Raw genomic sequence first — 26690 nt, forward strand, 5'->3', positions numbered from 1 at the left:
GCCTTACTGCACCACCGGCACGATCTGGATTTCCACGCGGCGGTTCAGCTGTTTGCCGGCTTCGGTCTTGTTGTCGCCACGCGGGCGGCTGGCGCCGTAACCGGCGGCGCTCATGCGCTCCGGCTGTACACCCAGGCTGGCCAGCTGGCTTTGCACCGCTGCAGCGCGCTGTTCGGACAACGGCTGGTTGATCTTGTCGTTACCGCTGGCGTCGGTGTGGCCTTCGATATCCAGCGTGGTCTTGCCGTAGCGCTTGACGATGCTGCCGATGGTGGTCAGCGTCGGCAGGAAGGCTTGTTTCAGGCTGGCCGAGTTGGTGTCAAACGCGGTGGCCGAGGTCATGGTCACGGTCAGGCTGTGGTCGGCGTTTTTCTTCAGCTCGATGGCGCCAGACTGGATTTGCGGCGCCAGCTGTTTTTCGAAGTCCTGTGCCTGCTTGTCCATGTACGCGCCCACGCCGGCACCGGCCAGGCCGCCGCCGATGGCGCCGATCACGGCACCCTTGTTGCGGTTACCCTTGCCGGCCACCGCTGCGCCGAGTACGGCGCCACCGATGGTGCCCAGCACGGCACCCTTCTGGGTATTGGTGTACTGGTCCAGGTCTACCGAGGCGCAACCGCTGGCCAGCAGGGCAGCGGAAACCACGGTCACGATGCCGAGTTTGGAGAGGTGTTTCATGCGGTAAGTCCTTTCGATGTGGGCTGGGCGGCAGGATCCTGCCAGCACCAGTGCCAGGGCTCGTACAGGTAGCCGCTGGCGTTGTTCCGGTCAAAGCTCATGGCAAAGCCATGGTTGGCCGCATGCTGCTGCAGCCAGGCAAAAGCCGGGGTGGTTTCAAAATGTTCTTCCAGCACCGGCGAACCCGGCGTGCCGATATCGATGGCACGGCCGGTATGGTGCTCGCTGAAGCCGGGGGCGGCGCTAACGGCCAGAATGGTGTCCAGGCACTGGCCGCGCGCCAGTTTGGCGGCCACGATCTCGTACTGCCGCGCCACACTGCGGAATGCGGACACCAGAAACAGCGTCACGCCGTCGGCGGCGGCGGCATCGCGCATGGCCTGCCACGCGGTGGCGGCACCGGGCAGCAGGTGGAACTCGCGGCCGGCGTCGTTCATGTCGGCCAGCACCAGGCTAGCCGCATCAGCCTCGGCGTAAGGCTGCAGGCCGCGTGCGGCCAACCTTGCCGGGCTAATGCCCAGCTCGGCCAGCCGCACGGCGAGGCTGGCATCCATCAGAACTTGATGCCTTTATGCAGTGCCACCACGCCGCCAGTCATATTGTGGTAATCGACGCGGCCAAAACCGGCGTCCAGCATCATCTGCTTCAGGGTTTCCTGATCGGGGTGCATGCGGATGGACTCGGCCAGGTACTGGTAGCTGTCGGCGTCATTGGCCACCAGCTTGCCCATCACCGGCAGCGCCTTGAACGAGTAGAAATCGTAGAGCGGCGACAGCGGCTTCCAGACCTTGGAAAACTCCAGCACAAACAGCTTGCCACCCGGCTTCAGCACACGGAACATTTCTTTCAGCGCGGCATCCTTGTGCGTCATGTTGCGCAGGCCGAAGGCCACCGACACGGCATTGAAGTAGTTATCGGGGAACGGCAGCTTTTCGGCGTCGGCCAGCGACACCGGCAGGATCATGCCCTCGTCCAGCAGGCGGTCGCGGCCCACGGTCAGCATCGAGCTGTTGATGTCGGTAAGCCACACTTCGCCGCTCTTGCCTACGCGCTTGGCCCAGCCACGCGCCAGGTCGCCGGTACCACCGGCGATGTCCAGCACCTTGTCGCCGGCACGCACGCCGGACGTGGTGAGGGTGAAGTGCTTCCACACGCGGTGCAGGCCGCCCGACATCAGGTCGTTCATCACGTCGTACTTTTGCGCTACCGAGTGGAATACCTCGGCCACCTTGCCCGCCTTTTCGCTTTCATCGACGGTTTTAAAACCAAAATGCGTCTGGTTGTCCATGCTTACTCCCTGCTCGCGCCTGCGGCGGCGAGGCGATTCAGATAATCCTGCCAGTACTGGTCGTGCTTCACGCCCAGCTCGTATAGGTAGGCCCAGCTATACAGGCCGCTGTCGTGGCCGTCGTCAAAAACAATTTTCAGCGCGTAGTGGCCTACCGGCTCCAGGCCGGTAATGGCCACGTGCAGCTTGCCGGTTTGCAGTACCGCGTTGCCTACACCATGCCCGCGCACCTCGGCCGAGGGCGAGTGCACGCGCAGGTATTCGGCCGGCAGCCGGAAACGGGCACCGTCGTCAAAGCTGATTTCCAGCTGGCGCGATACGGCGTGCAGGATCACGTCCTGCGGGCTGGCGCTATCGTGAGTCAATCCGCTCATGGGCTTAGTCCTTGCGGGTCAGCAGCATGGCATCGCCATAGCTGAAGAAACGGTATTCCTGCGCTACAGCGTGCGCGTAGGCGGCACGCATCTCGGTGTAACCGGCAAAAGCCGACACCAGCATCAGCAGCGTGGATTTGGGCAGGTGGAAGTTGGTCAGCAGCTTGTCCACCACATTAAAACGGTAGCCCGGCGTGATAAAGATATCGGTCTCGCCACGGCCCGCTTTCAACACGCCGTCGCCACGGGCGGCGGATTCCAGCGCACGCATGCTGGTAGTCCCCACGGCCAGCACCTGGCGACCGGCGGCATGCGCAGTGTTGATGGCATCTACCGTGGCCTGCGGGATATCGTAGATCTCGCTGTGCATTTTGTGGTCGGCAATATTGTCCACCCGCACCGGCTGGAAGGTGCCGGCACCCACATGCAGCGTCACATTGCACAGTTTTACGCCTTTTGCGGCCAACTGCTGCAGCATGTCGTCGGTAAAGTGCAGGCCGGCAGTCGGCGCGGCCACCGCGCCCTTTTCCCGTGCATACACGGTCTGGTAACGCTCGTCGTCGTCGCCGTCGGTATCGCGCTCGATATACGGTGGCAGCGGCAGCTTGCCGGAGGCATCCAGAATATCGAATACGTTGGCCGCATCCAGAAAGCGCAGGCGGAACAGCTCGCCGACGCGCTCGACCATCTCGGCCTGCCAGCGCTCGGCAAAAATCAGCCGCGTACCCGGCTTGGGCGACTTGCTGGCGCGCACGTGGGCCAGCACGTGGTGCTCGTCCAGCACGCGCTCTACCAGCGCCTCGATCTTGCCGCCGCTGGCTTTTTCGCCAAACAGGCGCGCTTTGATCACGCGGGTATCGTTAAACACCATCACGTCTCCGGCCTGCAAGGCATCGGCAAACGCGGCAAACTGCGCATCAGCCAGCGTACTGCCGTTGACCAGCAACAAGCGGCTGGCACCGCGCACCGCAGGGGGGTGCTGCGCGATCAGGTTTTCGGGAAGGTGGTAGTCAAAGTCGGAAACGTGCATGGCGGGTATCTTTTGGAAAACGTGGCGATTATACCTTTCGAGCGCCATCCCGTGGCAGCGTTCCCGGCACACCTTCTGCTTGTGCCAGATCAACAAGCGTTTTATTGCAGCTCGCTAAAGTTTACCGGCTGCTTACAATGTGCCGATTTGTTAGTGTTTTCACTCGAAAGCGCAGCATTTTTCCAACACGTTCGCAACTTAAACACACGTTTGAAATGCGGCAATTGCTGGACATCTTGCTGACAATTGCGGCAAACTCGCGCCCATATCAAAACAGGGACTGACACCTTGACCCGAAAAATCCTCGTGCTGCACGGCCCCAATCTGAACCTACTCGGACTGCGCGAGCCACAGCACTACGGCCGGGACACCCTGGACGACATCAACCAGCGCCTGCGTACGCAAGCCAGCGATGCCGGTTTCGAGCTGGATGTTCTGCAAAGCAACGCCGAGCACCTGCTGATTGACCGTATCCATGCTTGCCTTACCGACGGCACGGCTTTTGTCATCATCAATCCGGCGGCGTTTACCCATACCAGTGTTGCCATTCGCGATGCACTGGCTGGCGTCAAGGTGCCATTCATTGAAGTCCACTTATCCAACGTCCACGCCCGCGAGCCTTTCCGCCACCATTCGTATTTTTCGGATCTGGCGGTAGGCGTGATTTGCGGCCTGGGCGCTGATGGCTACGCCCTGGCACTGGCCCACGCGATCAAGCGTATGAGCCTGCCGGCATAACACCCGAATACTATCCGAAGGAAGACCATGGACCTGCGCAAACTGAAAAAGCTGATCGATCTCGTCGAGGAATCCGGCATTGCTGAACTCGAAGTGACCGAGGGCGAAGAAAAAGTCCGCATCACCCGCGTATCCGCCAATGCGGCGGTCAACTTCGCACAACCCATGCAAGTACACCTGCCGCAGCAGGCTGCGCCGGCAGCCGCCCCGGTAGCTGCCGCCCCAGCCGCCCCCGCACCGGTAGCCGCTGCCGACAACGCCAACGCGGTGAAATCCCCGATGGTGGGTACCTTCTATCGCCGCCCGAGCCCAGGCTCCAAGCCGTTTGTAGAAGTCGGCCAGCAAGTCAATGTAGGCGACACCCTGTGCATCATCGAAGCGATGAAGCTGATGAACGAAATCGAAGCCGAGCGCAGCGGGGTGGTGAAAGCTGTCCTGATCGAAGAAGGCCAGCCAGTAGAATTTGGCGAGCCGCTGTTCATCATCGAATAAGCAGCGATCTGCCGTGAATTTCAAATGACAGGGCACGCCAGCGTGCCCTGTCGTTTTCGCGTGAATTGAAGGGCTGCCAACAGCCCGAGCCCGATGCCCGCCCAACGGCATCCGGGCTGCGGAGAAACCGACATGTTTGAAAAGATCCTGATCGCTAACCGCGGTGAAATTGCCCTGCGTATCCAGCGCGCCTGCCGCGAAATGGGTATTAAAACGGTAGTAGTGCATTCCGAAGCCGATCGCGAGGCAAAATACGTGAAGCTGGCCGACGAGTCGGTCTGCATCGGGCCCGCGTCGTCCACCCTGAGCTACCTGAACGTACCCGCCCTGATCGCCGCCGCCGAAGTCACCGACGCCCAGGCGATTCACCCGGGCTACGGCTTCCTGTCCGAGAACGCCGACTTTGCCGAACGCGTGGAACAGTCCGGCTTTGCCTTCATCGGGCCGCGCCCGGAAACCATCCGCCAGATGGGCGACAAGGTATCGGCCAAGCAGGCCATGATCGACGCTGGCGTGCCGACCGTTCCGGGCGTAGCCGGTGCGCTGCCGGATGACCCGGTAGAAATCACCAAGATTGCCCGCAAGATCGGCTTCCCGGTAATCATCAAGGCCGCTGGCGGTGGTGGTGGCCGCGGCATGCGCGTGGTACATACCGAAGCCGCGCTGATCAACTCGGTGAACATGACCCGTACCGAAGCAGGCGCTGCCTTTGGCAACCCCACCGTGTACATGGAAAAATTCCTGGAGCAGCCGCGCCACATCGAAATCCAGATCCTGGCCGACCAGCACGGCAACGCCGTGTACCTGGGCGAACGCGACTGCTCGATGCAGCGCCGCCACCAGAAGATCATCGAAGAAGCACCGGCACCGGGCATTACCGCCGAACAGCGCCAGCGCATTGGCGAAGCTTGCGCCGAAGCCTGCCGCCGCATCGGCTACCGTGGCGCCGGTACCTTTGAGTTCCTGTACGAAAACGGCGAGTTCTACTTCATCGAGATGAACACCCGCGTACAGGTAGAACACCCGGTTTCCGAGCTGATCACCGGCATCGATATCGTACAAGAGCAGATCCGCATTGCCTTTGGCGAGAAGCTGCGCTTCACCCAGGAGCAGATCGTGTTCAAGGGCCACGCGATGGAATGCCGCATCAACGCGGAAGACCCGTTCACCTTCATCCCGTCGCCAGGCAAGATCGAAAGCTACCACCCGGCCGGTGGCCCGGGTATCCGCATCGACTCGCACATCTACCAGGGCTACACGGTTCCGCCCCACTACGACTCGATGATTGGTAAACTGATCTCTTATGGTGATACCCGCGAACAGGCCATGGCGCGCATGCGCGTTGCCCTGTCCGAAATGGCCATCACCGGCATCAAAACCAATATCCCGCTGCATCAGGAACTCTTCATGGACAATGCCTTCCGTCAGGGCGGCACCAGCATCCATTATCTGGAAGAGCGCCTGGCGCAGCTGAAGAAAGGCAGTTAATTCCATGGCATGGCTGCAAGCCACCATTCACGCTGACTCGGCTGTGGCCGAGAAACTGGCCGACGTCCTGATGGACGTTGGCGCCCTGTCCGCCACCATCGAAGATGCGCTGGCGGGTACCGATGACGAGCAGCCGATTTTTGGCGAACCCGGCGAGCCGGTAGACCAGCTGTGGAGCCACAGCCTGATCAACAGCCTGTTTGCCGAAGACGCCGATGTGGCGCTGCTGGTGACCGCTGCGGCCAACCAGTGCCACATCGATGTGCCCAGCTACACGGTATCGCGGGTAGAAGAGCAAGATTGGGTACGCCTGACACAAAGCCAGTTCGACCCGATCCGCATCTCCGACCGCCTGTGGATTACCCCCACCTGGCACACCTCGCCGGACCCGGCTGCCATCAACCTGCAGCTGGACCCGGGCCTGGCCTTTGGTACCGGTAGCCACCCGACTACCCGTCTGTGCCTGCAATGGCTGGATCAGCAAATACAGGGCGGCGAAACCGTACTGGATTACGGTTGCGGCTCCGGTATTCTGGCTATTGCCGCGCTGAAACTGGGTGCCGGCGCCACGCGTGGTATCGATATCGATGCCCAAGCCGTGCGCTCCAGTATCGACAATGCACAGCAAAACAGCGTCAGCGCCGACTTTGGCCTGCCTGACACCCTGCTGCCCGGCGAGTACGACGTTGTCGTGGCCAACATTCTGGCCAACCCGCTGCGCATGCTGGGCGAATTGCTGGCTAGCCACGTGAAAACCGGTGGTAAAATCGTGCTTTCCGGCATTCTTGCCGAGCAGGCCGAAGAGCTGTCCGCCATTTACGCCAAATGGTTCGATATGGACGCTGCCGTGTTCGACGAGGGCTGGACCCGACTATCCGGAACCAAACGCCCGTAAAACATGAGCCAAACCACACAGTGCCCCAGCTGCCAGACCAAATTCAAAGTCTCTGACGCCCATCTCGCCCTCGCTGGCGGTATGGTACGCTGCGGGCGCTGCAGCCATGTTTTTCATGCACCCAGCCATCTGGAAGCCCTTGTACCGGAGGTGCCTTTGGCACCGCCGGTACCGCCGGCACCACCCGTGATGTCACAGCCAGCCATGGCTGCCGGTATGCCCGCGCCGGATAGCCTGGACGATGATTTCGAGCTGGAGCTGCCCGACTTCCAGCCCGCCCCGGCAAGGACAGCCCCGCCCAGCCGCGAGCCGTTACCGGCGCGGCCAGACACCCCCATTCAAGACGAAGATTTCGACCTGCCGGATTTCGACCTGCTGGACAAGCAGCGCGTTGCGGCAGAGCTAAGCCAGGCCGCGCCCAAGCCCGCCGAACCGGCAATTGCGCCGGATTTCCGCGCAGCGGCTGCCGAGGCCGAGGCCAATCGGCAGGAAATCGCGGCATTCCAGCAAGCGCTGGCAGAAGCCCTGCGTAGCCCTGCCAGCAATAAAAAGCTGTCTGCCTACCAGAACGAGCCCGAGCCTGAGCCGGCAGAAGCGGACGAACCGCTAGCGCCAAGCCCTGCCCCGCTTATACAGCCACGCACGGAGCCGGTTTTCAGCGCCCCGCCAGCCGACACAGCACTGCCCGAGCCGGACGAAACCGCACCGGAAGCGCCTGAGGCCAACAGCAGTGCACTGAAAACCACCGTACAAAGCCTGATTGTGCTGGTTTTAGGCTTGGCATTGCTAGGGCAGATTGCCTTCTTTAACCGTACCCGCATCAGCGCGGAAGCGCCCGAGCTACGCCCGGCGTTTGAAGCGCTCTGCGCCAGCCTGGGTTGCCGCGTGCCGCTGCCCACCGACCGCCAGCTGATCCGTACCGAATGGTCGGAGCTGTCGTTTGTGCCGCAGAACGATCACCTGATCCAGCTGAATGCCACGCTGAAAAACATGGCCAACTATCCGCAAGCCTTCCCGGTAATGGAGCTGACGCTGAAGGATGCCGAAGACAAGGTGGTAGCGCGCAAAGCTTTCCGCCCGGAAGACTATGTGCCTGCCAGCGAGCTCAAACTTGGCCAGTTCAACGGCAATAGCGAACTCAAGCTGCAGCTGCGCATGGAGATGACCCAGGGTAAGGCGCTGGGCTACAGCCTGCACTTTTACTACCCCTGACGGCCCCGGTGCCAGGCTCTCGCCTGGCAATACCAGCTTGAAATTCTGCCCGGATAAGCCACGATAGTAAAAAGCCGGGAGGATTCGATGGCATTGCACCCTTTTATCTATAAAGAAGAAACGCTGGAAGTGGGCGGCAACTTCCCGGAAGCCGGGCAGACATTGCCCAGCTTCATGCTGGTAGACGAGCAGCTGCGCGATGTCTCGCTGGAACGCTACCTTGGCCGCGTCAAACTGGTGGTGACGCTGCTATCCATTGATGCGGAATCGGCAGGCATCACCCTGCTGCAAGACCTGCGCCGGGCACTGGAAGCCTGGCCCCTGCTGCAGTTCATTGTGGTTACCGTCGACTCCCCCTTCAGCCTGCAGCGTGCGCGGCGCGAGCACGGCCTGCCACAGGTAGTGTTGCTGTCCACCCTACGCGGGCGCGACTTTCACAAACACTTCGGCGTGCTACTGCAGGATATTCCGCTGGCAGGCGTCACCTGCCCGGCGTTGTGGCTGGCGGATGAGCAGGACACCATCCATTTTGCCCAGCGGCTGGACGCTGACGAACACGAGTTCGATCTGGCCAGCCTGCGCGAAAAGCTGGCTATCGTGTTTTCCCCTGCGCCGCCGGACGCCCCTGCCGAAGGCGATTAAGCTGGCAGAGCGCGGTACGCCACGTACCATACCGCCGATAAAAACAAACCCCTTTCACCATGAAAGGGGTTCTGCGGACAGGCGGCTGCGGCCAACCTTGTTCAGGGCGTGCCGAACTCCGGCTTGGGCGTGCGACCTAGCAAGCGCTCAACCACGCTCTGTGGCTTGGCCTGGTGATACAAAAGCTCGCATACCGCGGCAGTAATCGGCATATCCACCTCCAGCCGCTCGGCCATGCGCAGCACTTCGCGGGCGGTAGGCACGCCTTCGGCCACGTGGCCCAGCTCGGCCAGAATGGTGTCCAGCGACTTGCCCTCGGCCAGCTTCAGGCCTACCTGACGGTTACGCGATAGCGCACCGGTGCAGGTCAGCAACAAATCGCCCACGCCGGACAAACCCAGCATGCTTTGCTGGCTACCGCCCAAGGCTACCGCCAGGCGGGTGATTTCGGCCAGGCCGCGGGTAATCAGCGCAGCGCGGGCATTCATGCCAAAGCCCAGGCCATCGGCTACGCCGGTGGCGATCGCCATCACGTTTTTCACAGCGCCCCCTACCTCTACGCCGACCAGATCATCGTTGGCATAGATGCGCAGCAAGGGGCTGTGCAGCTCGCGGGCAAAATCGCGGGCAAAGGCGTAGTTTTCCGAGGCCAGCGTGACGGCTGCCGGCAAACCCAGTGCCACTTCCTTGGCAAAGCTGGGGCCAGACAACACGCCGACGGTTTTCAGGCGCGGAAACTCCTCGGCTACCACCTGGTGTGGCAGCAGGCTGGAGCCCGCCTCGAAGCCCTTGCACGCCCACAGGATGGGCGCATCCACTTTCAGGCGAGCCAGTTCTTTCAGGCTGGGGCGCAGGCCGGCAATCGGCGTGACCACCAATACCAGCTCCACCCCCATCACGGCTTCGGACAAGTCTGCCGACAGGTGCAGGTTATCCGGGAACGGGCATTCGGGCAGATAGCGGCGATTCAGGCGGTTGGCCTGCATGTCTATCATTTGCGCCGCATCGCGCCCCCACAGGGTAACGTGGTGCTGGCGGCTAAAAGCCAGTGCCAGCGCCGTACCCCAGGCACCCGCACCAAGAACGGTAATCTTCATCACGGCTTTCTTACAGGCCCCACAGGCCGCTAATACGGGCGTAACCGATGCTGCCGTCACGGTGCTTGACCTTGACCCAGCTGCTTTGCGGTGCTTCCTGCATATCCAGCACCAGGTCTTTTTCAGCCCAGAACAGCAGCTGGGCGCTGTCTTGTGCGCTTTCGCGTACCGCCAGCCTGTCGCTGGTTACCAGCAAGGTGCGGCGTGTAGACAGGGCGGCAGACGGTATCCACGCTATGCCACCGGTGGCGTCGCGTACGCGGGACCAGTCTTTTTGTGCTGCCAGCACTTCTACCGGGTAGTAGCGGCTGACCACAAACAGTTTCTGTGCCGACAGGGTGGGCGCGTCGTACAGCGCTACGCCGGTTTCTTTTACCGAGCGAAATTCCAGTGCAAAAGCCGTACCGGCCAGCGAGGCCAGTACGGCAGTAGCAACAATAAGGTGTCGCTTCATGGGGTTCAGGCGTTACCGGCTTCGGCCTGCTCTGCACGCTGCTGCATGTACAGGGCTTCGAAGTTGATCGGCGACAGCAGCACAGGCGGGAAGCCGGCGCGGCCAACCAGGTTGGACACGGTTTCGCGGGCGTACGGGAACAGGATGTTCGGGCAAGCCACACCCAGGATCGGGTCGATATCTTCCGCCGGTACGTTGCGGATCTGGAAGATGCCTGCCTGGCTGACTTCGCACAGGAACATGGTTTTGTCGCCCAGCTTGGCCGTTACGGTGATGGTCAGCGACGACTCAAAGAAACCGTCTTCCAGCTGCTGTGCGCCATTGGCCAGCTGCATGTCGATTTCTGGCTGTTCCTGTTCCAGGAAGACGGCGGGGGCGTTAGGGATTTCCAGCGACAGATCTTTTACGTAGATTTTTTCGATGGAGAAAACCGGTTGCAGCTCTTGTTGTTCGCTCATTTTTTACGTCTCTATGGCACCTGGCAGGTGCGGGGTTGGAATCAGCTGTCATCATCGCATGAATAGATGACAGCGACGAGATACAGATCAATCAGCCAGCAATACGTCCAGCTTGCCGGCACCATTCAGTGCCACCAGGTCATCGCAGCCACCCACGTGGGTTTCGCCAACGAAGATTTGCGGCACGGTGCGGCGGCCGGTGATGCTCATCATTTTTTCACGCTCGGCCGGGTCCAGGTCGATGCGGATTTCATTGATATCGCTCACGCCCTTGCTGGCCAGCAGCTGCTTGGCACGAATGCAGTAAGGGCAGACTGCGGTGGTGTACATGGTAACGGGTTTCATGGCGGTATCCGGTAAGGTTTGGGTCGATTATAAGCGTGTGCCGTAGCACGATGCTACCGCTCACGGTGCCAGCAGCAAGCTGGCCTGGTAACGGCGGATCACGTCGCCCACTGCGGCGTCCAGCGCCGGCGTCAGCTCGCTGGCGCGCGGCGAGTTCACCACGGCCACAATCACCAGGCGCTGGCCGCTGGGCGCTTGCCAGTAGCCAGCCAGCGCGCGGGTGTCGTCCAGCGTGCCGGTTTTCATGCGCAGGCTGCCGGCAAAGCTGCCCAGGCGCTTGCGCAAGGTGCCATCTTCGCCCGCCAGCGGCAGGGTAGCGGCCAACTCGGGGCCGTAAGGGCCACGCGCGGCATCGCGCAGTACCTCGCCTAGCAGGCGCGCACTGATGCGTTCCCGCCGCGACAGGCCGGCGCCGTTTTCCAGTACCAGTGTATCTGCGGCCAACCCTTTGCTTTGCAAGAGGCCGCGTACCTGGGCGACGGCATCGTCCAGCGTATTGCCGCTTTGCGGCTGCTCCATGCCCAGGGCCAGCAATACGCTGCGGGCCATGGTGTTATTGCTGTGCTTGTTCACATCGGTCAACACATCGGTGAGCGGGTCAGACTCCTGCTGCAGCAAGGTGCGCGCGCCAGCCGGTGCCGCGGCAACCCCCACGGCAGCCGGCCCTTCCCCGCCCAGCCCGCGCCACAGCGCACGGAAACTCTGGCTGGCAAAGCTGTTGATATCCAGCACATTGACGTAGTTGGCCGCACCATCGCAGCCTTGCGGCAGCTTGCCGCTGACACGGATGGTGCGCTCGTCTACCGCAACCTTGACGTGCTGGCGTACGTCGCCGCAGCTAGCGGCGCTACCGGCCTGCAGCTGGTTATCCAGGGTAAATTGCGGCAGCGGCGGGTCCAATTGCACCGCCGGTTTGCCACCATCGAAGCCATAGCGCAGCCAGGCCACTTTCAGGTTCAGCAGATGGGTATCGGGCGGTACGGTAAACACCCGGTCGGCGTCGCCGGCAAAGCCATCGGCACTGCCAATATTGCTGTAGGCACGCTTGTCCAGCAGCAGGCTGCCTTCTATGCGCTGCACGCCGCGCAGGCGCAGCTGGCGCAGCATTTCGGCCAGACGCGGGCTATCCAGGCGCGGGTCGCCGCGGCCAACCCAGTACAAGTCGCCGCGCAGCACGCCGTTTTCCAGCGGGGCATCACTTTTGAATTCGGTTTTCCAGCGGTAGTTCGGCCCCAGGCGGTTCAGGGCGGCCCAGCTGGTGAGCAGCTTCATGGTGGATGCCGGGTTGACCGGTGTATCGGCACGCCAGGCGTCGAATACGCTATCGTTTTCTACCGGCGCCGCCCAGATGGCCACTTCATTGGCGCGAAAGCCAGCCGGTACGGCGGCCTGTGTGCTGGCCGCGCAAAGTAATAACAGGGTCAGGGTACGTTTCACTCAGAGCTCCAGTGGGTCGACATCCAGCGACCAGCGCAGCTGGCGCGATGCCTTGCGGGCCAAGGCCTCGATCGTGGGCAGTTCTGCCCGCAGCCAGCCGTGCAGGGCAGCGCGGGCGGTGGATTCCAGCGTGAGCTGGGCGCGCTCGCGCCCGGCCAGGCGCGCCATCAGCGCGGGCGCCGGGCCGAACACGGTAATACCGTCCGGCGGCGCCCCCAGCTGTTGCAGCACAGCTTGCAAGAATTGCTCGGCGTCGGCATAGGCGGGGGCGTCGGCACGCAGCAGTATCTGGTAGGCCGCGGGCGGAAAGCCAGCCTCGCGCCGCTCGGCCAGCTGGCTGGCGGCAAAGCCGTCGAAATCGTGCTGCTGCAGCGCCAGGTAGAGCGGGTGGTCCGGCCACTGGGTCTGAATCACCACGTGCCCGGGTACGCCGGCGCGGCCGGCGCGGCCGGCAACCTGCATCAGCTGTGCAAACAGGCGCTCGCTGGCGCGGAAATCGGCCGAATACAAACCGCCGTCGCTGCCCAGTACCACCACCAGCGACAGCGCACCGAAATCATGCCCCTTGGCCAGCATCTGCGTGCCCACCAGGATATCCACCTGGCCACTGTGCACGCGCTGGTAAATACTGTCCCACGCCGCCTTGGTGCTGGTGCTGTCGCGGTCGATGCGCAGGATGCGCGCTTCGGGCAGCAGGCGCTGCAGCGCCGCCTCCAGCCTTTGCGTGCCCTCGCCCAGCGGCTTGATGTCGGGGTTGCCGCAGTCCGGGCACTGTACGGGGATGCGCTGCTGCGCACCGCAGTGATGGCAGCGCAGCTGGCGGGCGCTAAGGTGCAGCACCATGCGGGCGCTGCAATGGCGGCAGGCCGATGTCCAGCCGCAATCGGTGCAGGCCAGCACCGGCGAGTAGCCACGGCGGTTGATAAACACCAGGCTCATCTCGCGCCGTGCCAGGCGCTGGCGCAGCGCCGCAATCACCTCGGGCGCCAGGCCATCGTCCAGCTTTTGCCGTCTGACATCCAGCAGGCCAATTTGCGGCAAGCTGGCACCGTCGTGGGCACGCTGGTCCAATACCAGCTTGCGATAGCGCCCGGCTTCCACATTCGCCACGGTTTCCAGGCTGGGCGTGGCACTGCCCAGCAGTACAGGCACCTGCTGGCGGTGTGCACGCCATACCGCCAGGTCGCGCGCGTGGTAACGCAGGCCGTCGTGCTGCTTGAACGAGCCGTCGTGCTCTTCGTCCACTATCACCAGACCCAGCTGCGGCAGCGGGGTAAACACCGCCAGGCGGGTGCCGATGACAATGCCGGCACGGCCCTGCCAGGCATCCAGCCAGCCTTGCAAGCGCTCGCCATCGGACAGGCCACTGTGCAGGCAGGCAATACCGGTAGCCGGAAAGCGCCGGGCAAAGCGGTCGATCAGCTGCGGGGTCAGGTTGATTTCGGGGATGATCACCAGCACCTGGCGCCCTGCGGCCAACACCTGGGCAATCAGCTGCAGGTAGACCTCGGTCTTGCCGCTGCCGGTAATGCCGTGCAGCAGGAAGGCAGCAAAGCTGCCCAGCGCCGCTGCCACCGAGCTACGCGCAGCTTCTTGCTGGGCGTTCAGCGGCAGCGCCCCCTCTACGCGCAGCGCGGCAGGCTGCCACGGCAGCGCGGTGATGTCGCCACTGGCCAGGCCGGCCTTCAGATAGCTGCCCGCTTGCGGGTGCAGCTGGCGCAGGGCCTCGCGACCGAGCGGCTGTTGCAAGGCCTGCCACAGCAGTGTCTTGACGGTACTGCGCGCCGCCGGCGGCCGGGCCAGCCCTTGCGCACTGAGCTGGTAAACATGATGGTCCGCCTGTCTGACCGGCCGCGCTTCGCGCAGGCTGGTGGGCAAGGCGGTAAACAACGCCTGGCCCACCGGGTGCAGGTAATAGCGGGCGGCAAATTGCACCTGTTCCAGCAGCAAGGCAGGCAATGGCGGCAGCTCGTCCAGCACGGCCAGAATGGGCTTGAGTTTGTCCGTAGCCACCGCGGGTGGCGGTATGCTGTTGTCGATAACACCACACATTTCGCGCGGGCCAAAGGCTACTTTTACCCGGGTGCCATCCGGCAACGGGCTGTCGTGCAGGTAGCTGAAGGCGGCGCGTAGCGGCACATCCAGCCACACGCCCAGTATCACGCGCTCAGTCAAATGAACTCCTGTTTCCCCACCAGGCCACGCCAGCATTGGCTTGGCCCAAGCTGTGCACAGATGCTGTGGATAACTTTGTGCACAAGCTGTAGTTGAGTGCATGCCAAGGCCGTCAAACCGGCCTCGGCGTTAGATTGCACAAAAATTAATCTAAATATTTTTTCTTTTAAATTCAATTACTTATGATTTGACTTGTTTTTTTATCGCGAGCCCTTGACAGAAAGCGCACAAACTTATCGACCGTGTGAATAAGTACAGGAACAACACCGCACGTAGCTGTCAAGCCCCTTGCGCAAACCGGCGCCAACAATAAAAAACGGCCACCGCATCATACGATGGCCGCCGGCAAAATGCAGTGCTGTTACTGGTGGTACTGACGCGACAAGCGGTGTACAGCCTCTACCAACGCACCGGCGTGCGCCGGGTCGGCAAACTGGGAAATGCCGTGGCCCAGGTTGAACACGTGGCCACTGCCGTGGCCGTAAGCTGCCAGGATACGGCCTGCTTCGGCCTCGATCGATGCCGGGCTGCCAAACAGCGCGTTAGGGTCGAAGTTGCCCTGCAGCGCGACCTGCTCGCCCACGCGGGCGCGCGCCAGGCCAATGTCGGTAGTCCAGTCCAACCCGACACAGTCAGCACCGATACCGGCAATGGTTTCCAGCCATTGGCCACCGCCTTTGGTGAACACGATCACCGGCACACGGCGGCCATCTACCTCGCGGGTGAGGCCTGCGATGATCTGCTGCATATAGGCCAGCGAAAACTCTTTGTACGCCGCGTGGCTCAGCGCGCCACCCCAGGTATCAAAAATCTGTACTGCCTGCGCACCGGCAGCAATCTGGGCGTTCAGGTAGGCGGTTACCGACTGTGCAGTAATCTGCAGAATGCGGTGCAGCAGCTCGGGGCGGGCGTACAGCATGGCTTTCACGTGGCGGAAGTCGGCCGAACCGCCGCCTTCGATCATGTAGCAAGCCAGCGTAAACGGGCTGCCGGAAAAGCCGATCAGCGGTACACGGCCATCCAGCGCGCGGCGGATGCTGCTGACTGCGTCAAAGACATACTGCAGTTTTTCCAGCGGGGCCACTTCCAGCGCCTGGATGGCGGCTTCGTCGCGCAGGGTGCGTTCGAACTTGGGGCCTTCGCCTTCGGCAAAGTACAGGCCCAGACCCATCGCGTCCGGCACGGTCAGAATGTCGGAAAACAGGATGGCCGCGTCCAGCGGGAAACGCTCCAGCGGCTGCAGGGTGACTTCGGTAGCGTAATCCGGGCTGGTGCACAGACCCATGAAGCTGCCCGCCTTGGCACGGGTGGCGCGGTATTCCGGCAGGTAGCGGCCAGCCTGGCGCATCATCCAGATCGGGGTGTAGTCAACCGGCTGCTTCAGCAGCGCGCGCAGGAAGGTGTCATTCTTGAGCTGTGTCATGTCGGCCTGAGTGGGTCTGATAAGTTGGCCGCATTATACCGCGACCGCCTCGCCCCGTGCTTTGACATAAGTCGCGCCATTGTGGACAAAACGCCGGTAGCGCAGGACGCAGGATTTATTGCCATCAGTAATGCGCTTGTAGGGTCTCATCCGGTGTGCTTAACTGGAACAGCTGTCAATTCTATCAAATAGACTTTAAAGGAATAGCACATGAATCAGACCGACTTTTCGCAATGGCAACAGATACTTGGCACCTACGCCATTGATGTGGGCGTCAAACTGCTGGCCGCCATCCTGTTCTGGGTACTGGGGCGCTGGCTGATCGGCGTGGTCGGTAACCTGGTGCAACGTGCACTGGCGCGTCAGCATGTCGACGCGACCATCATGCGCTACATGGGCACCGTCATCAACGTCACCCTCAACATCATGCTGGTAGTGGGTATCCTGGGTTATTTCGGTATCCAGACCACGACCTTTGCCGCGCTGTTTGCTGCTGCCGGCGTCGCCATCGGCATGGCGTGGTCCGGCCTGCTGTCCAACTTTGCCGCCGGGGTGTTCCTGATCGTGCTGCGTCCGATGAAGGCAGGTGACTTTGTCACCGCCGGCGGTGTCACCGGCACCGTGCGCGAGATCGGCCTGTTCACCACGGCGCTGAATACGCCGGACAATGTGCTGACCATGGTGGGTAACAGCAAGATCCTGGGCGACACCCTGCAAAACTACAGTAGCAACCCGCACCGCCGTGTCGAGCTCAAGGCACAGCTGTCCGGCAATGCCGACTTCCCCGCCGCCGTCGCAGTACTCAAGGCGCACATCGCTACCATCCCCAATGTCCTGGCAAGCCCGGCGATAGAGGTGGAAATCCTGGAGTTCAACCTGGTAGGCCCGGTGCTGGCGGTACGCCCCTACTGCCATAACGACCACTACTGGCAAGTGTATTTCGACACCAACAAAACCATACGCGAAGCGCTGGGTGGCCAGGACTTCCCGGCCCCGATGCCGGCACAGCTGGTGTACGTCAAGCAGTAAGCGTGCAGTACACCTGCCGGGAGCGCTGCGGCGGCTGCCCGGCGGGTGCGCCCGGATTGACAAACCCTGGCTCGCTGAACAAGACACCCCCCGCAGGCAATGCCTGCGGGGGGTGTCGTTTTGGCCACGGTGCCAGCACCTGGCAGGCTAGTCGTGCGCCTGGGCAACCTTCTGCCCGCTCAGCCGTGCCAGCAGGCGGCGGATGCGGCTACGCAGGCCATCCATATAGGTGTACACCACCGGCACCACAATCAGCGTCAGCACGGTAGACGTGATCATGCCGCCGATAATGGCGTGCGCCATCGGGCGCTGCGTTTCCGAGCCCGCCCCGCTGGCCAGCGCCAGCGGCAGCATGCCGAAGATCATGGCCAGGCTGGTCATCATGATGGGGCGCAGCCGCACGCGGCCTGCCTCTACGATGGCGTCCAGCCGCGACATGCCCTCGCGCCGGCTCTGGTTGATGAAGTCCACCAGCAAAATGCCGTTCTTCGACGCCAGGCCCATCAGCATGATGATGCCGATCACCGAGAACATGTTCAGCGTGGAGCCAAACAACAGCAGCGCCACAAACACACCGACAAAGGCCAGCGGCAGCGCCACCATGATGGTGATGGGCAAGGTGAAGCTGCGGAACTGCGCCGCCAGGATCATGTAGATGAAGATCACCCCCATGGCCAGCGCCTGCACCGCGTAGCCCAGCGATTCCTGCATGTCCTGGCGCTCGCCCTGCTGCGACAGCACCACGCCAGCCGGCAGCTTCACCGCCTTGAGCGCCTTGTCGACATCGGCAAATACTTCGCCCGAACTGCGGCCGCTGATATTGGCTGTCACGCTGATTTCGCGCATCAGGTCGGTACGCTCGATCTGGCGCGGGCTGGTAGCCGGTACAATGCTGGCTACCTGCGATAGTGGCACCATCTGCGCCTCGCCACTGTCGGCACGCCGCCCCGGCACCATCAGCACATCCAGCAGCTCGGTAGCACGCGCTTCACGCGGCACCTGCAGCCGTACACTGTAGTTTTCACCGTCCGGCGCTTCCCAGGTGGTCGCCGTGCTGCCACCCAGCAGCACCGACAGTGTATTGCCTACCCGCGCCAGATCCACGCCCAGGGTGGCGGCCGCGTCGCGGTGCAGCTGTACGTTCAGCGCCGGGTCGGCATCGCTCAGGCTGGACTCCACATCACTGACGCCCTTCACCTGCTTGATGGCGGCCATGATGTCGGCGGTGGCACGCTGCAGGCTTTGCAGGTCGCTACCGCGCACCCCCAGGTTCACCGGTTTGCCCGGTGGCCCGTGCTGGCCGGTTTCTTCCACCGAATCCAGCTGTATGCCCGCTACCGGCAGCGCGGCACTGCGCGCGGCGGCCATCAGTGCGAACAAATCACGCTGGCGGTGCTGTTTGTCGCCTACGTCCACCGACAAGCGGGCTTCGTTACGCCCCGCGCCAAAGCTGCCGCCACCGATCTTGCTATCGATAGACTTCACTTCGGGCAAGGCGGCGCGGATGCGCTGCTCTACCTCGCGTGCCTTGCCTTCGGTGTACTCCAGCGTCGAACCGGCGGCGGTCTTGAAGGTGAGGCGGAACTCGCCCTTGTCCGCCGCCGGCATGAATTCGCCACCGATAACCGGCACCAGCATGAAGCTGCCCACGGTCATGGCCAGTGCACTGGCCACCACGGTTTTACGGTGCGCCAGCGACCAGCGGATCACCGCCACGTAGCGCTCGCCCAGGCGGTCCAGCGAGGCTTCGAACCAGTCCAGCATGCGGCCAACCGGCCCCTTGTGCTTGTCGCCGTGGCGATGCGGGTCGTGCCAGATGGACGACAGCATCGGGTCCAGCGTAAACGACACCAGCAGCGAGATCAGCACCGCCACAGTCACCGCCAGACCAAACTGGTGGAAGAACTTGCCGATGATGCCGCCCATGAAGCCCACCGGCAGGAACACCGCTACAATGGTGAGCGTGGTGGCCAGCACCGCCAGGCCGATCTCGTTGGTGCCGTCCAGCGCGGCCTGAAAGTGGCTCTTGCCCAGGTTGGCGTGGCGCACGATGTTTTCGCGTACCACGATGGCGTCGTCGATCAGCAGGCCCACCGATAGCGACAGCGCCATCAGCGTCATCATGTTCAGGGTGAAGCCCATGGCCTGGATGGCAAACAGGGTGCCGATCATGGAAATCGGCAGCGTCAGGCCGGTAATCACCGTGCTGCGCCAGCTACCCAGAAACAGGAACACAATCAGCACCGTCAGCGCGGCGCCTTCCAACAGGGTTTTTTCTACTTCGTGCAGCGAGCCTTTGACCTCTTCCGACTTGTCGTAGGTCAGGCGCACGCTGGTGCCTGCCGGCGCCTGCGGCTGGTATTCGGCCACAATGCGTTTCACGCCGTCGGCCACGCTCACCACATTGGCACCGCGTGCAGCGCGGATATCCAGGCCTACGCCAGGTTTGCCATCGATCAGCGTCACGCTGTTGCGCTCGGCCTCGGCATCGTCTACCTGGGCCACATCGGCCAAGCGTATGTCACGGCCTTCGCGGCTGGCAATCACCAGGGCACGGAAGTCTTCCATGGTCTTGAGTTTGCCAGCCACCCGCACCGACAGCTCGTTGTTCTGCGTGCTGACCTGGCCGGCCGGGTAGTCACGGTTGGCCGCAGCAATGGCGTCCGACACCTCGCTGACCGACAAGCCCAGCGCCTCCAGCCGGTACGGGTCCAGCTGCACGCGCACCTCGCGCTTGCTGCCGCCGACAATCTTCACCTCGCCCACACCCGCTACCGTTTGCAGGCGCTTTTTCAGCACGTTCTCAGCCCAGGTAGACAGGTCGCGCTGGCTGCTCTGTGCCGAGCTGAGCGTGTAGGACATCAGCGGGTCGTCGTTGGGGTTCATCTGCGAAATGGTGGGGGTATCCACCTCGCGCCGCAGGCTGCCCTGCACCGCGCCCACCTTGTCGCGCACCTCTTGCAAGCCCTGTACCGCGTCGGTAGACAGCTCGAACTCCACCACCACTACCGAGCTGCCCTCAAACGAATACGAACGGATGTGCTTGACGCCGTTGATGGTATTGACCGCTTCTTCGATAGGGCGGGTCACATCGCTTTCCACTACCTCGGGCGAGGCGCCCTGGTAGGTGGTAGACACTACCGCCACAGGGAAGCGGATATCGGGGAACTCCTCTACCGGCAGGTTGCGCCAGGCAAACAGGCCCAGCACCGTGAGCAGCAACATCAGCACGGCGGCAAAGTAGGGGTTTTGTACACTGACGCGTGTCAGCCACATGGCCGTGTCTCCTTAAGGTTTGGGCAGAGTCACGGCGTCGCCGGGCTTCACGCCCAGTAGCGCCGCCGCCAGGATGGTCTGCCCGGCAGCCACGCCTTGCACCGCCAGCACACGCTCGCTATCCGAGCGCAGCACAATGCGCACCGGCTGTTTGACCAGCCGCCCGCCTTGTACCAGCATCACCCACGGGCTGGCGCTGTCGGCCTGCTGTACGGCCGCTTGCGGCAGGCGCACGGCGTCCAGCACCTCGCGCTGCACGATGCCGCCCTTGGCAAACTGGCCGGCTTTCAGGCGGCCATCCTGGTTGGCCACACGCACATAAACACTGAACGTCCGCGTAGCCGTGGCCGCTACCGGGTTGATGCGTACCAGCTCGCCACGGAATTCGCCGGCCAGCCCTTCTACGGTAAAGCGGGCAGCCTGGCCGGGCTTGAGCTTGCCGATGTCCCGCGCCGGCATGTTGGCCGCAGCCTCCAGCACCGACAGGTCGGCAATGGCAAACAGCTTCTGGTTCTTGCTGGCCTGCTCGCCAGGCTGGGTGCGCCGGGCATACACGATGCCCGCCATCGGCGCGCGCACTTCGGTTTCACCCAGGCTGGTTTTGGCCCGCGCCAGCTGGCTGCGGCGTGCGGCCAACTCGCCCACGCGGATCTGGTAGTCGTTGTCGATTTCATCGAATGCCAGCTTGGAGATAAAGCCCTGCTGGTATAGCTCGCGCTGCTTGTCGCGCTTGAGGCGGGCCAGCTTCAGCCGTGCTTCGTCGTTGGCCAGCTGTGCCTGCATTTCCAGCACGCTCTGGCGCAGCGCTTCGGCGTCGATGCGCGCCAGCAGCTGGCCTTTCTGTACCGTTTCACCCTCGCGTACCAGCACGGCCAGCACGGTGCCTTCGCTCTGCGCGGCCACCTCGGCGCTGTTTAGCGGGTTCAGCGTGGCGGTAAAGGGTAGCTGCTCGGCCACCGGTGCTACCACCGTCACCAGCAAGTCGGCAGGCGACAGTGCACGGGCTGGCGTACTGGCTGCCGCCGCGCTGGCGGCCTTGGCTGCATCGGTATCGCTTTTATTGCAGGCAGTGCCCATGACAGCCAGGCCAAGCAGCAGCATGGCGGCCAGGGGGCGTAGTCTGTAGCTATGCATTACACAGTCCTTCAAGGCAGCCCCGCCTGCGCGGCGGAGCCGGTTTGATCGGGGAAATCAGAGGTGGGCCGCAGGCTGCATACCGCGCGGCAGCAGCAGCCACAAGCGGCCACTTTGTTTCATGCGCCCGGCGTACAGGCCGGCTTCGGTGCCAAAGCCAAAGAAAAAGTCGGCACGCACACCACCACGGATGGCACCGCCGGTATCCTGCGCGTGCACCAGACGGTTCAGTGGCCGGGGCGCACCATCCAGCGGCCAGGTGGTAGACAGGTATACCGGCGCGCCCAGCGGGATATAGCGCGGGTCCACGGCCACGCTGTAACCGCCCAGCAGCGGCACGCCCATGGCGCCTAGCGGGCCGTTGTTATCGGCGGGCAGCGTTTTGAAAAACACGTAGCTGGGGTTGGCATTGAACAGCTCCTGCTTGCGCGCTGGGTTGGCCGCAATCCATTCCTTGATGCTCTGCATGGACACGTCGGACAGCTTCATCTGGCCGTTATCCACCAGCCAGCGGCCGATGGACTTGTAACCATGGCCGTTTTGCTCGGCATAGCCGGCGCGCACATAGCTGCCGTCTTCCAGCTGGATGCGGCCGGAGCCCTGTACCTGCAGGAAGAACAGCTCGGTATCGTCCTCGGCCCAGGCCAGCACCGGCGCGGTGTTGATGCCTTTGCCGGCATTGATCTGGGCACGGGTGTAATACGGCAGCAGGCGGCCATTGTCGATGCGGCCTTTCAGCGCGCGCGTGCGGCTATCCACCACAAAGTCTTTCGGGTACACCAGCACTTCACCCGCGTCGGCGCGCGTTTTGCCAGGCACCACCTGCAGGCGGTTGCCAGTGCCCTGGCGGGCCACCAGCACCTCGGCCCCCAACTGCGCTGCGCTGGCATCCAGCACGCGCAGGTCGGCCGGTACGCCGTACACGGCATAGGGGGTTTGCGCCGAATACTGATGGCCACCGGCCAGCAGCGGCTCGAAGTAGCCGGTAATCAGGCCATTGCCCGGCTCCACAATGCGCCACGGGGCAAAGCGGGCCTCGTAAAAACGGGTAATGGCCGGCAGGTTGGCCGCATCCAGCGTGGCGGCCTCGGCACAGATGGTTTTCCAGGCCGCCCTGCCCTGCAGGCTGCGGCAACTGAGCTGCAAGCCTTCCAGGCTTTGCGACGCCATGCTCTGGCCCCAGTCCGGCAGGTCGGCAAAGCTGGCCGCCTCATAGCGCACGGTGCTGCTCGCCGGTGGCGTGCTGGTGCTGAGGGTGGTACAGGCAGACAGGGCCAGCAATGCGGCCAAAGGCAAGAGGTGCTTGAGCATGGTGTGGGTATGGGACAGCAGGGTCGGTAAGCGGGTTGGCAGTAGACAGCAGACCGGGCTGTGTCGACGAAGTTCAGATGGTAATGAACCGCTGGTCAGAAAGGCAAATGACAAATGCCAGTCTGTCGCACTTTTCGCCCTGTACCAAAGCGCAAGGGCCAGGCTGCTGCCTGGCCCTTGCGCTGGCGATGATCAGGACTCAACGCGGTAATGCTGCATTCAGCGCCTTGAGAAACTCTGCCGAGTCGGGCTTGGTCAGCGAACTGAAGGCGGTAACGGTTTTGCCGTCGGCCGAAATGATGTACTTGTAGAAGTTCCACTTGGGCGTGGTGCCACTGGCTTCGGCCAGCGCCTGGTAGAACGGGTGGGCGTCGCTGCCGCGCACGTGTACCCGGCTGGCCATGGGGAAGCTCACGCCATAATTGCTCTCGCAAAACTGCGCCACCTCGGCATCCTTGGCCAGCTCCTGGTTAAAGTCGTCGCTGGGGAAGCCCACCACGACCGCGCCCTTGGCCTGGTAGCTTTTCCACACGCTTTGCAGGCCCTTGTACTGTGGGGTAAAGCCACACTGGCTGGCGGTATTCACCACCACCACGGCCTTGCCACTGTAATCGCACAGATTGATCTTGCCACCCATCAGCGCGGGCACCTGGTGGTTCAGCAGCGGCGGGCAGGCAGCCAGTGCGGCCAACGGTGCCGCCAGGCATAACAGGGCGAGGCGCGGTGTCATGGTGTAGCCTTTCAGTCTTGCTGCGCGGAGATCTCGGCGCGCACTTTGTCCATATCCAGGTCGCGGATGGCCTGGATCAGCTGGTCAAACTGGCCGGCCATCATGGCGCCAGCCTGGTGGAATACCACGATGCCGTCTTTCAGCGCCATCAGCGTGGGGATGGAGCGAATCTGGAAATGCCCGGCCAGCTCGCGCTCGGCCTCGGTGTCGATTTTGGCAAACACGATGTCCGGGTGCTTTTCGGCAGCGGCCTCGAACACCGGGCCGAACATCTTGCACGGGCCACACCATTCGGCCCAGAAGTCCAGCATCACGATGCCCTCGCGCTCGGCGTAGTCGTTGAAGGTATCGGCGGTAAGGTTAACGTAGCTCATGCGTATTTCCTGATCGGTTAAACGGCGGCATGCCGCCCATAGCCTGCAAGATGGCTACCTTTGGCGCCGAATACAAGCGCGGCGGGATGGTATTTTTTTATCGGGGTGATAGCGGGCGGCGCGGTGCAATGATCTACCCACTGCCAAAGCCACGCTTGCAGTACAGCTTCGTACCTACATAACATGTCTACTGGCAGTAGCACGATCTAGCGGACCAGCGCGATCTATTCAGACACGCCCAGCGACGACGCCATGGCTGCATGCGGCCAACTTTTACACGGCAATGAGGCGGTGGTCATTGGGCTTTGTAAGCCCTGATCAGGCTACGCTTAGCCCACTTGGCATCACAAAATGACATTCTCCCTACTCGAACTTTCAGCGACAGACATCGAAACAATAGCTGTCTCGTGTGTGCCTGCCAGCGTGGCAGCTATAGCCGAGCCAGGTTCGATGCCACCGGCTTTTGTCGCCCAACGAGCACTGGCACTTATCGCAGCTGGCCAACCTAACCCTTGGGTAACCATTTTTCTCATCGTTGACGACCTGAATGGCAGGATTGTCGGAGCCTGCGGGTTCAAAACCGCACCAAGGCATGGCCGGGTAGAGGTAGGCTATGGCATAGCCCCTGTCGCCAGGGGCAAGGGCGCGGCCACAGCAGCGCTAGGGCTACTGGTTCAAAAAGCCTATATGGCGGGTGCCACAGAACTGCTGGCCGAAGTCGCGCCGGACAATCACGCCTCTACCCGTGTGGTGCAAAAGGCCGGCTTCGCCATCGTGGGCTCGCGTCTGGATGACGAGAACGAGTATGTCATCCAGTGGCTGCTGAGCAGGGAGAGCTAAGGCGCTAGTCGTGTCTGCCAGCCGTAACATGACGTAGCCCACCCCTGCTTCTCCAGTTGGCCGCAACGCTTATGGTGCGGCCAACCTGGCCACCCACCACGCCCCCGGATGCGCCGATGGCTTATCCGGGCGAGCCGATAGCCTGCCTGATGGCGGGCATCAGGCGCGATGGGTGATGCGCCAGCACTGGTGGATTTTCTTGTTGCGGAAGTCTTCCGGCACCGATTGTGCGCTGATGTCGCGCACGGCGTAGTCGGCTACCAGGCGTTCGTCCAGCGTGAAGCTGCGCAGGTTATTGCTGAAGTACAGCACGCCGTCCGGTGCCAGCAGGCGCATGGCACCGTCTACCAGCTTGAGCTGGTCGCGCTGTACGTCCAGCTCGTCCATCATTTTCTTGCTGTTGGAAAAGCTGGGCGGGTCCATCACGATCAGGTCGAACTGTTTGCCGGCCACCCAGGCGTCTTCCAGGTACTGGAAGGCGTCGTCGCGGACCAGCACGTGCTTGGCCAGGTCCAGGCCGTTGAGCTCGAAGTTGCGGCGGCTCCAGGCCTGGTAGGTGTTGGACAGGTCCACCGTCTCGCTGGACACCGCACCGCCGCTGGCTGCGTAGCAGGTAAAGCTGCCGGTGTAGGCAAACAGGTTCAGAAAACGCTTGCCGGCGGCTTCTTCGCGCACGCGGCGACGGGTGTTGCGGTGGTCCAGGAACAGGCCGGTATCGAGGTAGGCGTCCAGGTTCACCCAGAAACGCTGGCCTTGTTCTTCCACGATGAAGTCTTCACCGTCGCGGCCGGTTTTTTCGTACTGGCTCTCGCCTTTCTGGCGGCGGCGGGTTTTCAGTGAAATGTGCCACAGCGGCACGCCGGTGACCTCGCAGATGGCTTGCTGCACGGCGGCGATCCAGGCCTGGTAGTCGGCGTCTTCGATCTGCCAGCCGGTGTGATACTCCTGCAGGTGGATGCGCTCGCCGTACAGGTCGATGATCAGCGGGAACTGCGGTACGTCGCGGTCGTACAGGCGCCAGGCGTCCAGGCCGTTACGGCGCGCCCATTTACTGTAGTGCTTGTAATTTTTGGCCAGGCGGCCAGCAAAGGCCGATACGTCTACCATGAAAAACCTCTTCTGAAATGCAGCGCGCCGGAGGGCATCCGGCGCGGGGGAATGCGGGGTGGCCAGGGTTGGCCGCAGGCTAGCCTTGCTGCTGATAGTAGTTCACCAGCTTGCGGTACACCGGTTCGGGCACGTACTGGCGAATCATCTGCTCCCAGCCGGCGGGGCCCATCAGGCCTTTTACCATGGTAGACGATACCTCGGCATATTCACGCGGTGGCAGCAGGAAAATGGTGGTGATGTCGGCGTGCAGGTCGGAGTTGATGTAGCGCATGGTGCGCTCGTACTCGTAGTCGGTGGCGGTACGGATGCCACGCACGATGTAGTTGGCGTCGATGCTTTGCGCGTAGTTCACCAGAAACTGGTTTTCGAATACTTCCACCTTCAGCTTGGAAAAGCCGCGCGTGACGGCGCGCAGCATGTCCAGGCGCTCTTCCACATCGAAAGTGCAGCGCTTTTCCGGGTTCACCCCGATGGCCACCACCAGCTCGTCGAACAGGTCAACGGCTTCGCGGATCATCCATAGATGACCATTGGTGACCGGGTCGAAACTACCGGCGTAGACAGCTCGCTTCAATTGACGCTTTCCTTTGTGGGTATGAGGCATGGCGGAATGTATCCTGCTTGAACAGGGGGGAACAAGGCATTTATTGCTGCACCGCA

Annotated in this window: 27 protein-coding genes and 1 pseudogene; 9 read left to right on the top strand and 19 right to left on the bottom strand. The window is 62.5% G+C overall.

Annotation, left to right across the window (positions count from 1 at the left end; genetic code table 11):
- Window positions 1–3: 3 nt before the first annotated feature.
- Genes PQU95_RS07360 through queA form a run of 5 tightly spaced genes read right to left on the bottom strand, consistent with a single transcriptional unit; the run spans window position 4 to window position 3370 of the window.
- A complete protein-coding gene (locus tag PQU95_RS07360) occupies window positions 4–678 on the bottom strand; it encodes a YiaD family glycine zipper/OmpA-like lipoprotein (protein ID WP_272751385.1) in 675 nt (224 codons plus the stop codon).
- On the bottom strand, window positions 675–1232 hold the full coding sequence (locus PQU95_RS07365) for a M15 family metallopeptidase (protein ID WP_272751386.1): 558 nt from the start codon (window positions 1230–1232) through the stop codon (window positions 675–677). The genes PQU95_RS07360 and PQU95_RS07365 overlap by 4 nt, the downstream gene beginning before the upstream one ends.
- On the bottom strand, window positions 1232–1966 hold the full coding sequence (ubiE, locus tag PQU95_RS07370) for a bifunctional demethylmenaquinone methyltransferase/2-methoxy-6-polyprenyl-1,4-benzoquinol methylase UbiE (protein WP_017508177.1): 735 nt from the start codon (window positions 1964–1966) through the stop codon (window positions 1232–1234). The genes PQU95_RS07365 and ubiE overlap by 1 nt, the downstream gene beginning before the upstream one ends.
- Before the next feature lie 2 nt (window positions 1967–1968).
- Complete coding sequence (locus PQU95_RS07375; RefSeq protein ID WP_272751387.1) at window positions 1969–2340, bottom strand: gamma-butyrobetaine hydroxylase family protein; 372 nt, start codon at window positions 2338–2340, stop codon at window positions 1969–1971.
- Window positions 2341–2344: 4 nt separating this feature from the next.
- Window positions 2345–3370 carry a tRNA preQ1(34) S-adenosylmethionine ribosyltransferase-isomerase QueA gene (gene queA / locus PQU95_RS07380; protein WP_272751388.1) on the bottom strand — a complete coding sequence of 342 codons (1026 nt, stop codon included), beginning with the start codon at window positions 3368–3370 and terminating at the stop codon, window positions 2345–2347.
- A 288-nt stretch (window positions 3371–3658) separates the two neighbouring features.
- Between queA and aroQ the strand changes: the two genes are divergently transcribed.
- The 7 genes and pseudogenes from aroQ (at window position 3659) to PQU95_RS07410 (ending at window position 8837) form a co-directional block, all read left to right on the top strand.
- Complete coding sequence (aroQ, locus tag PQU95_RS07385) at window positions 3659–4108, top strand: type II 3-dehydroquinate dehydratase (RefSeq protein WP_272751389.1); 450 nt, start codon at window positions 3659–3661, stop codon at window positions 4106–4108.
- Between the two features lie 27 nt (window positions 4109–4135).
- Window positions 4136–4600: an acetyl-CoA carboxylase biotin carboxyl carrier protein gene (gene accB / locus PQU95_RS07390; protein ID WP_272751391.1), complete on the top strand. Its 465-nt coding sequence runs from the start codon at window positions 4136–4138 to the stop codon at window positions 4598–4600.
- A 132-nt stretch (window positions 4601–4732) separates the two neighbouring features.
- On the top strand, window positions 4733–6088 hold the full coding sequence (gene accC / locus PQU95_RS07395) for an acetyl-CoA carboxylase biotin carboxylase subunit (RefSeq protein WP_272751392.1): 1356 nt from the start codon (window positions 4733–4735) through the stop codon (window positions 6086–6088).
- A 4-nt stretch (window positions 6089–6092) separates the two neighbouring features.
- Window positions 6093–6983, top strand: a complete 891-nt coding sequence (gene prmA / locus PQU95_RS07400; RefSeq protein ID WP_227301493.1) for a 50S ribosomal protein L11 methyltransferase — start codon at window positions 6093–6095, stop codon at window positions 6981–6983.
- Window positions 6984–6986: 3 nt separating this feature from the next.
- Window positions 6987–7091, top strand: a pseudogene (locus PQU95_RS18575) (MJ0042-type zinc finger domain-containing protein); the annotation flags it as partial.
- Window positions 7092–7172: 81 nt separating this feature from the next.
- On the top strand, window positions 7173–8195 hold the full coding sequence (locus tag PQU95_RS07405) for a DUF3426 domain-containing protein (RefSeq protein ID WP_441374799.1): 1023 nt from the start codon (window positions 7173–7175) through the stop codon (window positions 8193–8195).
- A gap of 87 nt (window positions 8196–8282) precedes the next feature.
- Complete coding sequence (locus PQU95_RS07410; RefSeq protein WP_272751394.1) at window positions 8283–8837, top strand: redoxin family protein; 555 nt, start codon at window positions 8283–8285, stop codon at window positions 8835–8837.
- Window positions 8838–8938: 101 nt separating this feature from the next.
- Here the strand turns inward: PQU95_RS07410 and PQU95_RS07415 are convergent, their stop codons facing one another.
- The 7 genes from PQU95_RS07415 to hemE form a co-directional block, all read right to left on the bottom strand.
- Entirely contained in the window at window positions 8939–9934 is a 996-nt protein-coding gene (locus PQU95_RS07415; RefSeq protein WP_017508186.1) for an NAD(P)H-dependent glycerol-3-phosphate dehydrogenase, read from the bottom strand.
- 10 nt (window positions 9935–9944) lie between these two features.
- Complete coding sequence (locus PQU95_RS07420; RefSeq protein WP_272751395.1) at window positions 9945–10388, bottom strand: SH3 domain-containing protein; 444 nt, start codon at window positions 10386–10388, stop codon at window positions 9945–9947.
- A gap of 5 nt (window positions 10389–10393) precedes the next feature.
- Window positions 10394–10846 carry a protein-export chaperone SecB gene (gene secB / locus PQU95_RS07425; protein WP_017508188.1) on the bottom strand — a complete coding sequence of 151 codons (453 nt, stop codon included), beginning with the start codon at window positions 10844–10846 and terminating at the stop codon, window positions 10394–10396.
- Between the two features lie 87 nt (window positions 10847–10933).
- Window positions 10934–11191, bottom strand: a complete 258-nt coding sequence (gene grxC, locus PQU95_RS07430) for a glutaredoxin 3 (RefSeq protein WP_272751396.1) — start codon at window positions 11189–11191, stop codon at window positions 10934–10936.
- Window positions 11192–11251: 60 nt separating this feature from the next.
- A complete protein-coding gene (dacB, locus tag PQU95_RS07435; RefSeq protein WP_272751397.1) occupies window positions 11252–12628 on the bottom strand; it encodes a D-alanyl-D-alanine carboxypeptidase/D-alanyl-D-alanine endopeptidase in 1377 nt (458 codons plus the stop codon).
- The gene (locus PQU95_RS07440; protein ID WP_272751398.1) at window positions 12629–14803 is read right to left on the bottom strand and encodes a primosomal protein N'; all 2175 of its coding nucleotides are present in this window, start codon (window positions 14801–14803) and stop codon (window positions 12629–12631) included.
- 361 nt (window positions 14804–15164) lie between these two features.
- Window positions 15165–16226, bottom strand: coding sequence for a uroporphyrinogen decarboxylase (gene hemE / locus PQU95_RS07445; protein WP_017508192.1), 1062 nt, complete (start codon window positions 16224–16226; stop codon window positions 15165–15167).
- A 210-nt stretch (window positions 16227–16436) separates the two neighbouring features.
- On the opposite strand from hemE, the gene PQU95_RS07450 reads away from it, so the two are divergent.
- Window positions 16437–17255 (top strand): mechanosensitive ion channel family protein, encoded by an 819-nt coding sequence (locus PQU95_RS07450; RefSeq protein WP_272751399.1) that lies wholly within the window; start codon window positions 16437–16439, stop codon window positions 17253–17255.
- Window positions 17256–17402: 147 nt separating this feature from the next.
- On the opposite strand, the gene PQU95_RS07455 is transcribed toward PQU95_RS07450, so the two are convergent.
- The 5 genes from PQU95_RS07455 to trxA form a co-directional block, all read right to left on the bottom strand.
- Window positions 17403–20531 (bottom strand): efflux RND transporter permease subunit, encoded by a 3129-nt coding sequence (locus PQU95_RS07455; RefSeq protein ID WP_272751400.1) that lies wholly within the window; start codon window positions 20529–20531, stop codon window positions 17403–17405.
- Window positions 20532–20543: 12 nt separating this feature from the next.
- Window positions 20544–21665, bottom strand: a complete 1122-nt coding sequence (locus tag PQU95_RS07460; RefSeq protein ID WP_272751401.1) for an efflux RND transporter periplasmic adaptor subunit — start codon at window positions 21663–21665, stop codon at window positions 20544–20546.
- 57 nt (window positions 21666–21722) lie between these two features.
- Entirely contained in the window at window positions 21723–22976 is a 1254-nt protein-coding gene (locus PQU95_RS07465; protein WP_272751402.1) for an MltA domain-containing protein, read from the bottom strand.
- A 199-nt stretch (window positions 22977–23175) separates the two neighbouring features.
- On the bottom strand, window positions 23176–23706 hold the full coding sequence (locus tag PQU95_RS07470) for a glutathione peroxidase (protein WP_272751403.1): 531 nt from the start codon (window positions 23704–23706) through the stop codon (window positions 23176–23178).
- Between the two features lie 11 nt (window positions 23707–23717).
- On the bottom strand, window positions 23718–24080 hold the full coding sequence (gene trxA / locus PQU95_RS07475) for a thioredoxin (RefSeq protein ID WP_272751404.1): 363 nt from the start codon (window positions 24078–24080) through the stop codon (window positions 23718–23720).
- A 351-nt stretch (window positions 24081–24431) separates the two neighbouring features.
- Between trxA and PQU95_RS07480 the strand changes: the two genes are divergently transcribed.
- The gene (locus PQU95_RS07480; protein WP_373321381.1) at window positions 24432–24920 is read left to right on the top strand and encodes a GNAT family N-acetyltransferase; all 489 of its coding nucleotides are present in this window, start codon (window positions 24432–24434) and stop codon (window positions 24918–24920) included.
- 159 nt (window positions 24921–25079) lie between these two features.
- Here PQU95_RS07480 and PQU95_RS07485 read toward each other — a convergent pair whose 3' ends face one another.
- Window positions 25080–26027 (bottom strand): class I SAM-dependent methyltransferase, encoded by a 948-nt coding sequence (locus PQU95_RS07485; protein ID WP_272751405.1) that lies wholly within the window; start codon window positions 26025–26027, stop codon window positions 25080–25082.
- Between the two features lie 79 nt (window positions 26028–26106).
- Complete coding sequence (coaD, locus tag PQU95_RS07490; protein WP_026107826.1) at window positions 26107–26634, bottom strand: pantetheine-phosphate adenylyltransferase; 528 nt, start codon at window positions 26632–26634, stop codon at window positions 26107–26109.
- Window positions 26635–26690: the final 56 nt, after the last annotated feature.

The sequence above is a fragment of the Vogesella aquatica genome (assembly GCF_028548455.1).
GTDB lineage: Bacteria > Pseudomonadota > Gammaproteobacteria > Burkholderiales > Chromobacteriaceae > Vogesella > Vogesella aquatica.

Excerpts from the sequence above, each read along its gene's own strand:
- PQU95_RS07360 (WP_272751385.1), bottom strand. The coding sequence starts at position 678 with ATGAAACACCTCTCCAAACTCGGCATCGTGACCGTGGTTTCCGCTGCC.
- PQU95_RS07365 (WP_272751386.1), bottom strand. The coding sequence starts at position 1,232 with ATGGATGCCAGCCTCGCCGTGCGGCTGGCCGAGCTGGGCATTAGCCCG.
- ubiE (WP_017508177.1), bottom strand. The coding sequence starts at position 1,966 with ATGGACAACCAGACGCATTTTGGTTTTAAAACCGTCGATGAAAGCGAA.
- PQU95_RS07375 (WP_272751387.1), bottom strand. The coding sequence starts at position 2,340 with ATGAGCGGATTGACTCACGATAGCGCCAGCCCGCAGGACGTGATCCTG.
- queA (WP_272751388.1), bottom strand. The coding sequence starts at position 3,370 with ATGCACGTTTCCGACTTTGACTACCACCTTCCCGAAAACCTGATCGCG.
- accB (WP_272751391.1), top strand. The coding sequence starts at position 4,136 with ATGGACCTGCGCAAACTGAAAAAGCTGATCGATCTCGTCGAGGAATCC.
- accC (WP_272751392.1), top strand. The coding sequence starts at position 4,733 with ATGTTTGAAAAGATCCTGATCGCTAACCGCGGTGAAATTGCCCTGCGT.
- prmA (WP_227301493.1), top strand. The coding sequence starts at position 6,093 with ATGGCATGGCTGCAAGCCACCATTCACGCTGACTCGGCTGTGGCCGAG.
- PQU95_RS07405 (WP_441374799.1), top strand. The coding sequence starts at position 7,173 with ATGTCACAGCCAGCCATGGCTGCCGGTATGCCCGCGCCGGATAGCCTG.
- PQU95_RS07410 (WP_272751394.1), top strand. The coding sequence starts at position 8,283 with ATGGCATTGCACCCTTTTATCTATAAAGAAGAAACGCTGGAAGTGGGC.
- PQU95_RS07415 (WP_017508186.1), bottom strand. The coding sequence starts at position 9,934 with ATGAAGATTACCGTTCTTGGTGCGGGTGCCTGGGGTACGGCGCTGGCA.
- PQU95_RS07420 (WP_272751395.1), bottom strand. The coding sequence starts at position 10,388 with ATGAAGCGACACCTTATTGTTGCTACTGCCGTACTGGCCTCGCTGGCC.
- secB (WP_017508188.1), bottom strand. The coding sequence starts at position 10,846 with ATGAGCGAACAACAAGAGCTGCAACCGGTTTTCTCCATCGAAAAAATC.
- grxC (WP_272751396.1), bottom strand. The coding sequence starts at position 11,191 with ATGAAACCCGTTACCATGTACACCACCGCAGTCTGCCCTTACTGCATT.
- hemE (WP_017508192.1), bottom strand. The coding sequence starts at position 16,226 with ATGACACAGCTCAAGAATGACACCTTCCTGCGCGCGCTGCTGAAGCAG.
- PQU95_RS07450 (WP_272751399.1), top strand. The coding sequence starts at position 16,437 with ATGAATCAGACCGACTTTTCGCAATGGCAACAGATACTTGGCACCTAC.
- PQU95_RS07455 (WP_272751400.1), bottom strand. The coding sequence starts at position 20,531 with ATGTGGCTGACACGCGTCAGTGTACAAAACCCCTACTTTGCCGCCGTG.
- PQU95_RS07460 (WP_272751401.1), bottom strand. The coding sequence starts at position 21,665 with ATGCATAGCTACAGACTACGCCCCCTGGCCGCCATGCTGCTGCTTGGC.
- PQU95_RS07465 (WP_272751402.1), bottom strand. The coding sequence starts at position 22,976 with ATGCTCAAGCACCTCTTGCCTTTGGCCGCATTGCTGGCCCTGTCTGCC.
- PQU95_RS07470 (WP_272751403.1), bottom strand. The coding sequence starts at position 23,706 with ATGACACCGCGCCTCGCCCTGTTATGCCTGGCGGCACCGTTGGCCGCA.
- trxA (WP_272751404.1), bottom strand. The coding sequence starts at position 24,080 with ATGAGCTACGTTAACCTTACCGCCGATACCTTCAACGACTACGCCGAG.
- PQU95_RS07480 (WP_373321381.1), top strand. The coding sequence starts at position 24,432 with ATGACATTCTCCCTACTCGAACTTTCAGCGACAGACATCGAAACAATA.
- PQU95_RS07485 (WP_272751405.1), bottom strand. The coding sequence starts at position 26,027 with ATGGTAGACGTATCGGCCTTTGCTGGCCGCCTGGCCAAAAATTACAAG.
- coaD (WP_026107826.1), bottom strand. The coding sequence starts at position 26,634 with ATGCCTCATACCCACAAAGGAAAGCGTCAATTGAAGCGAGCTGTCTAC.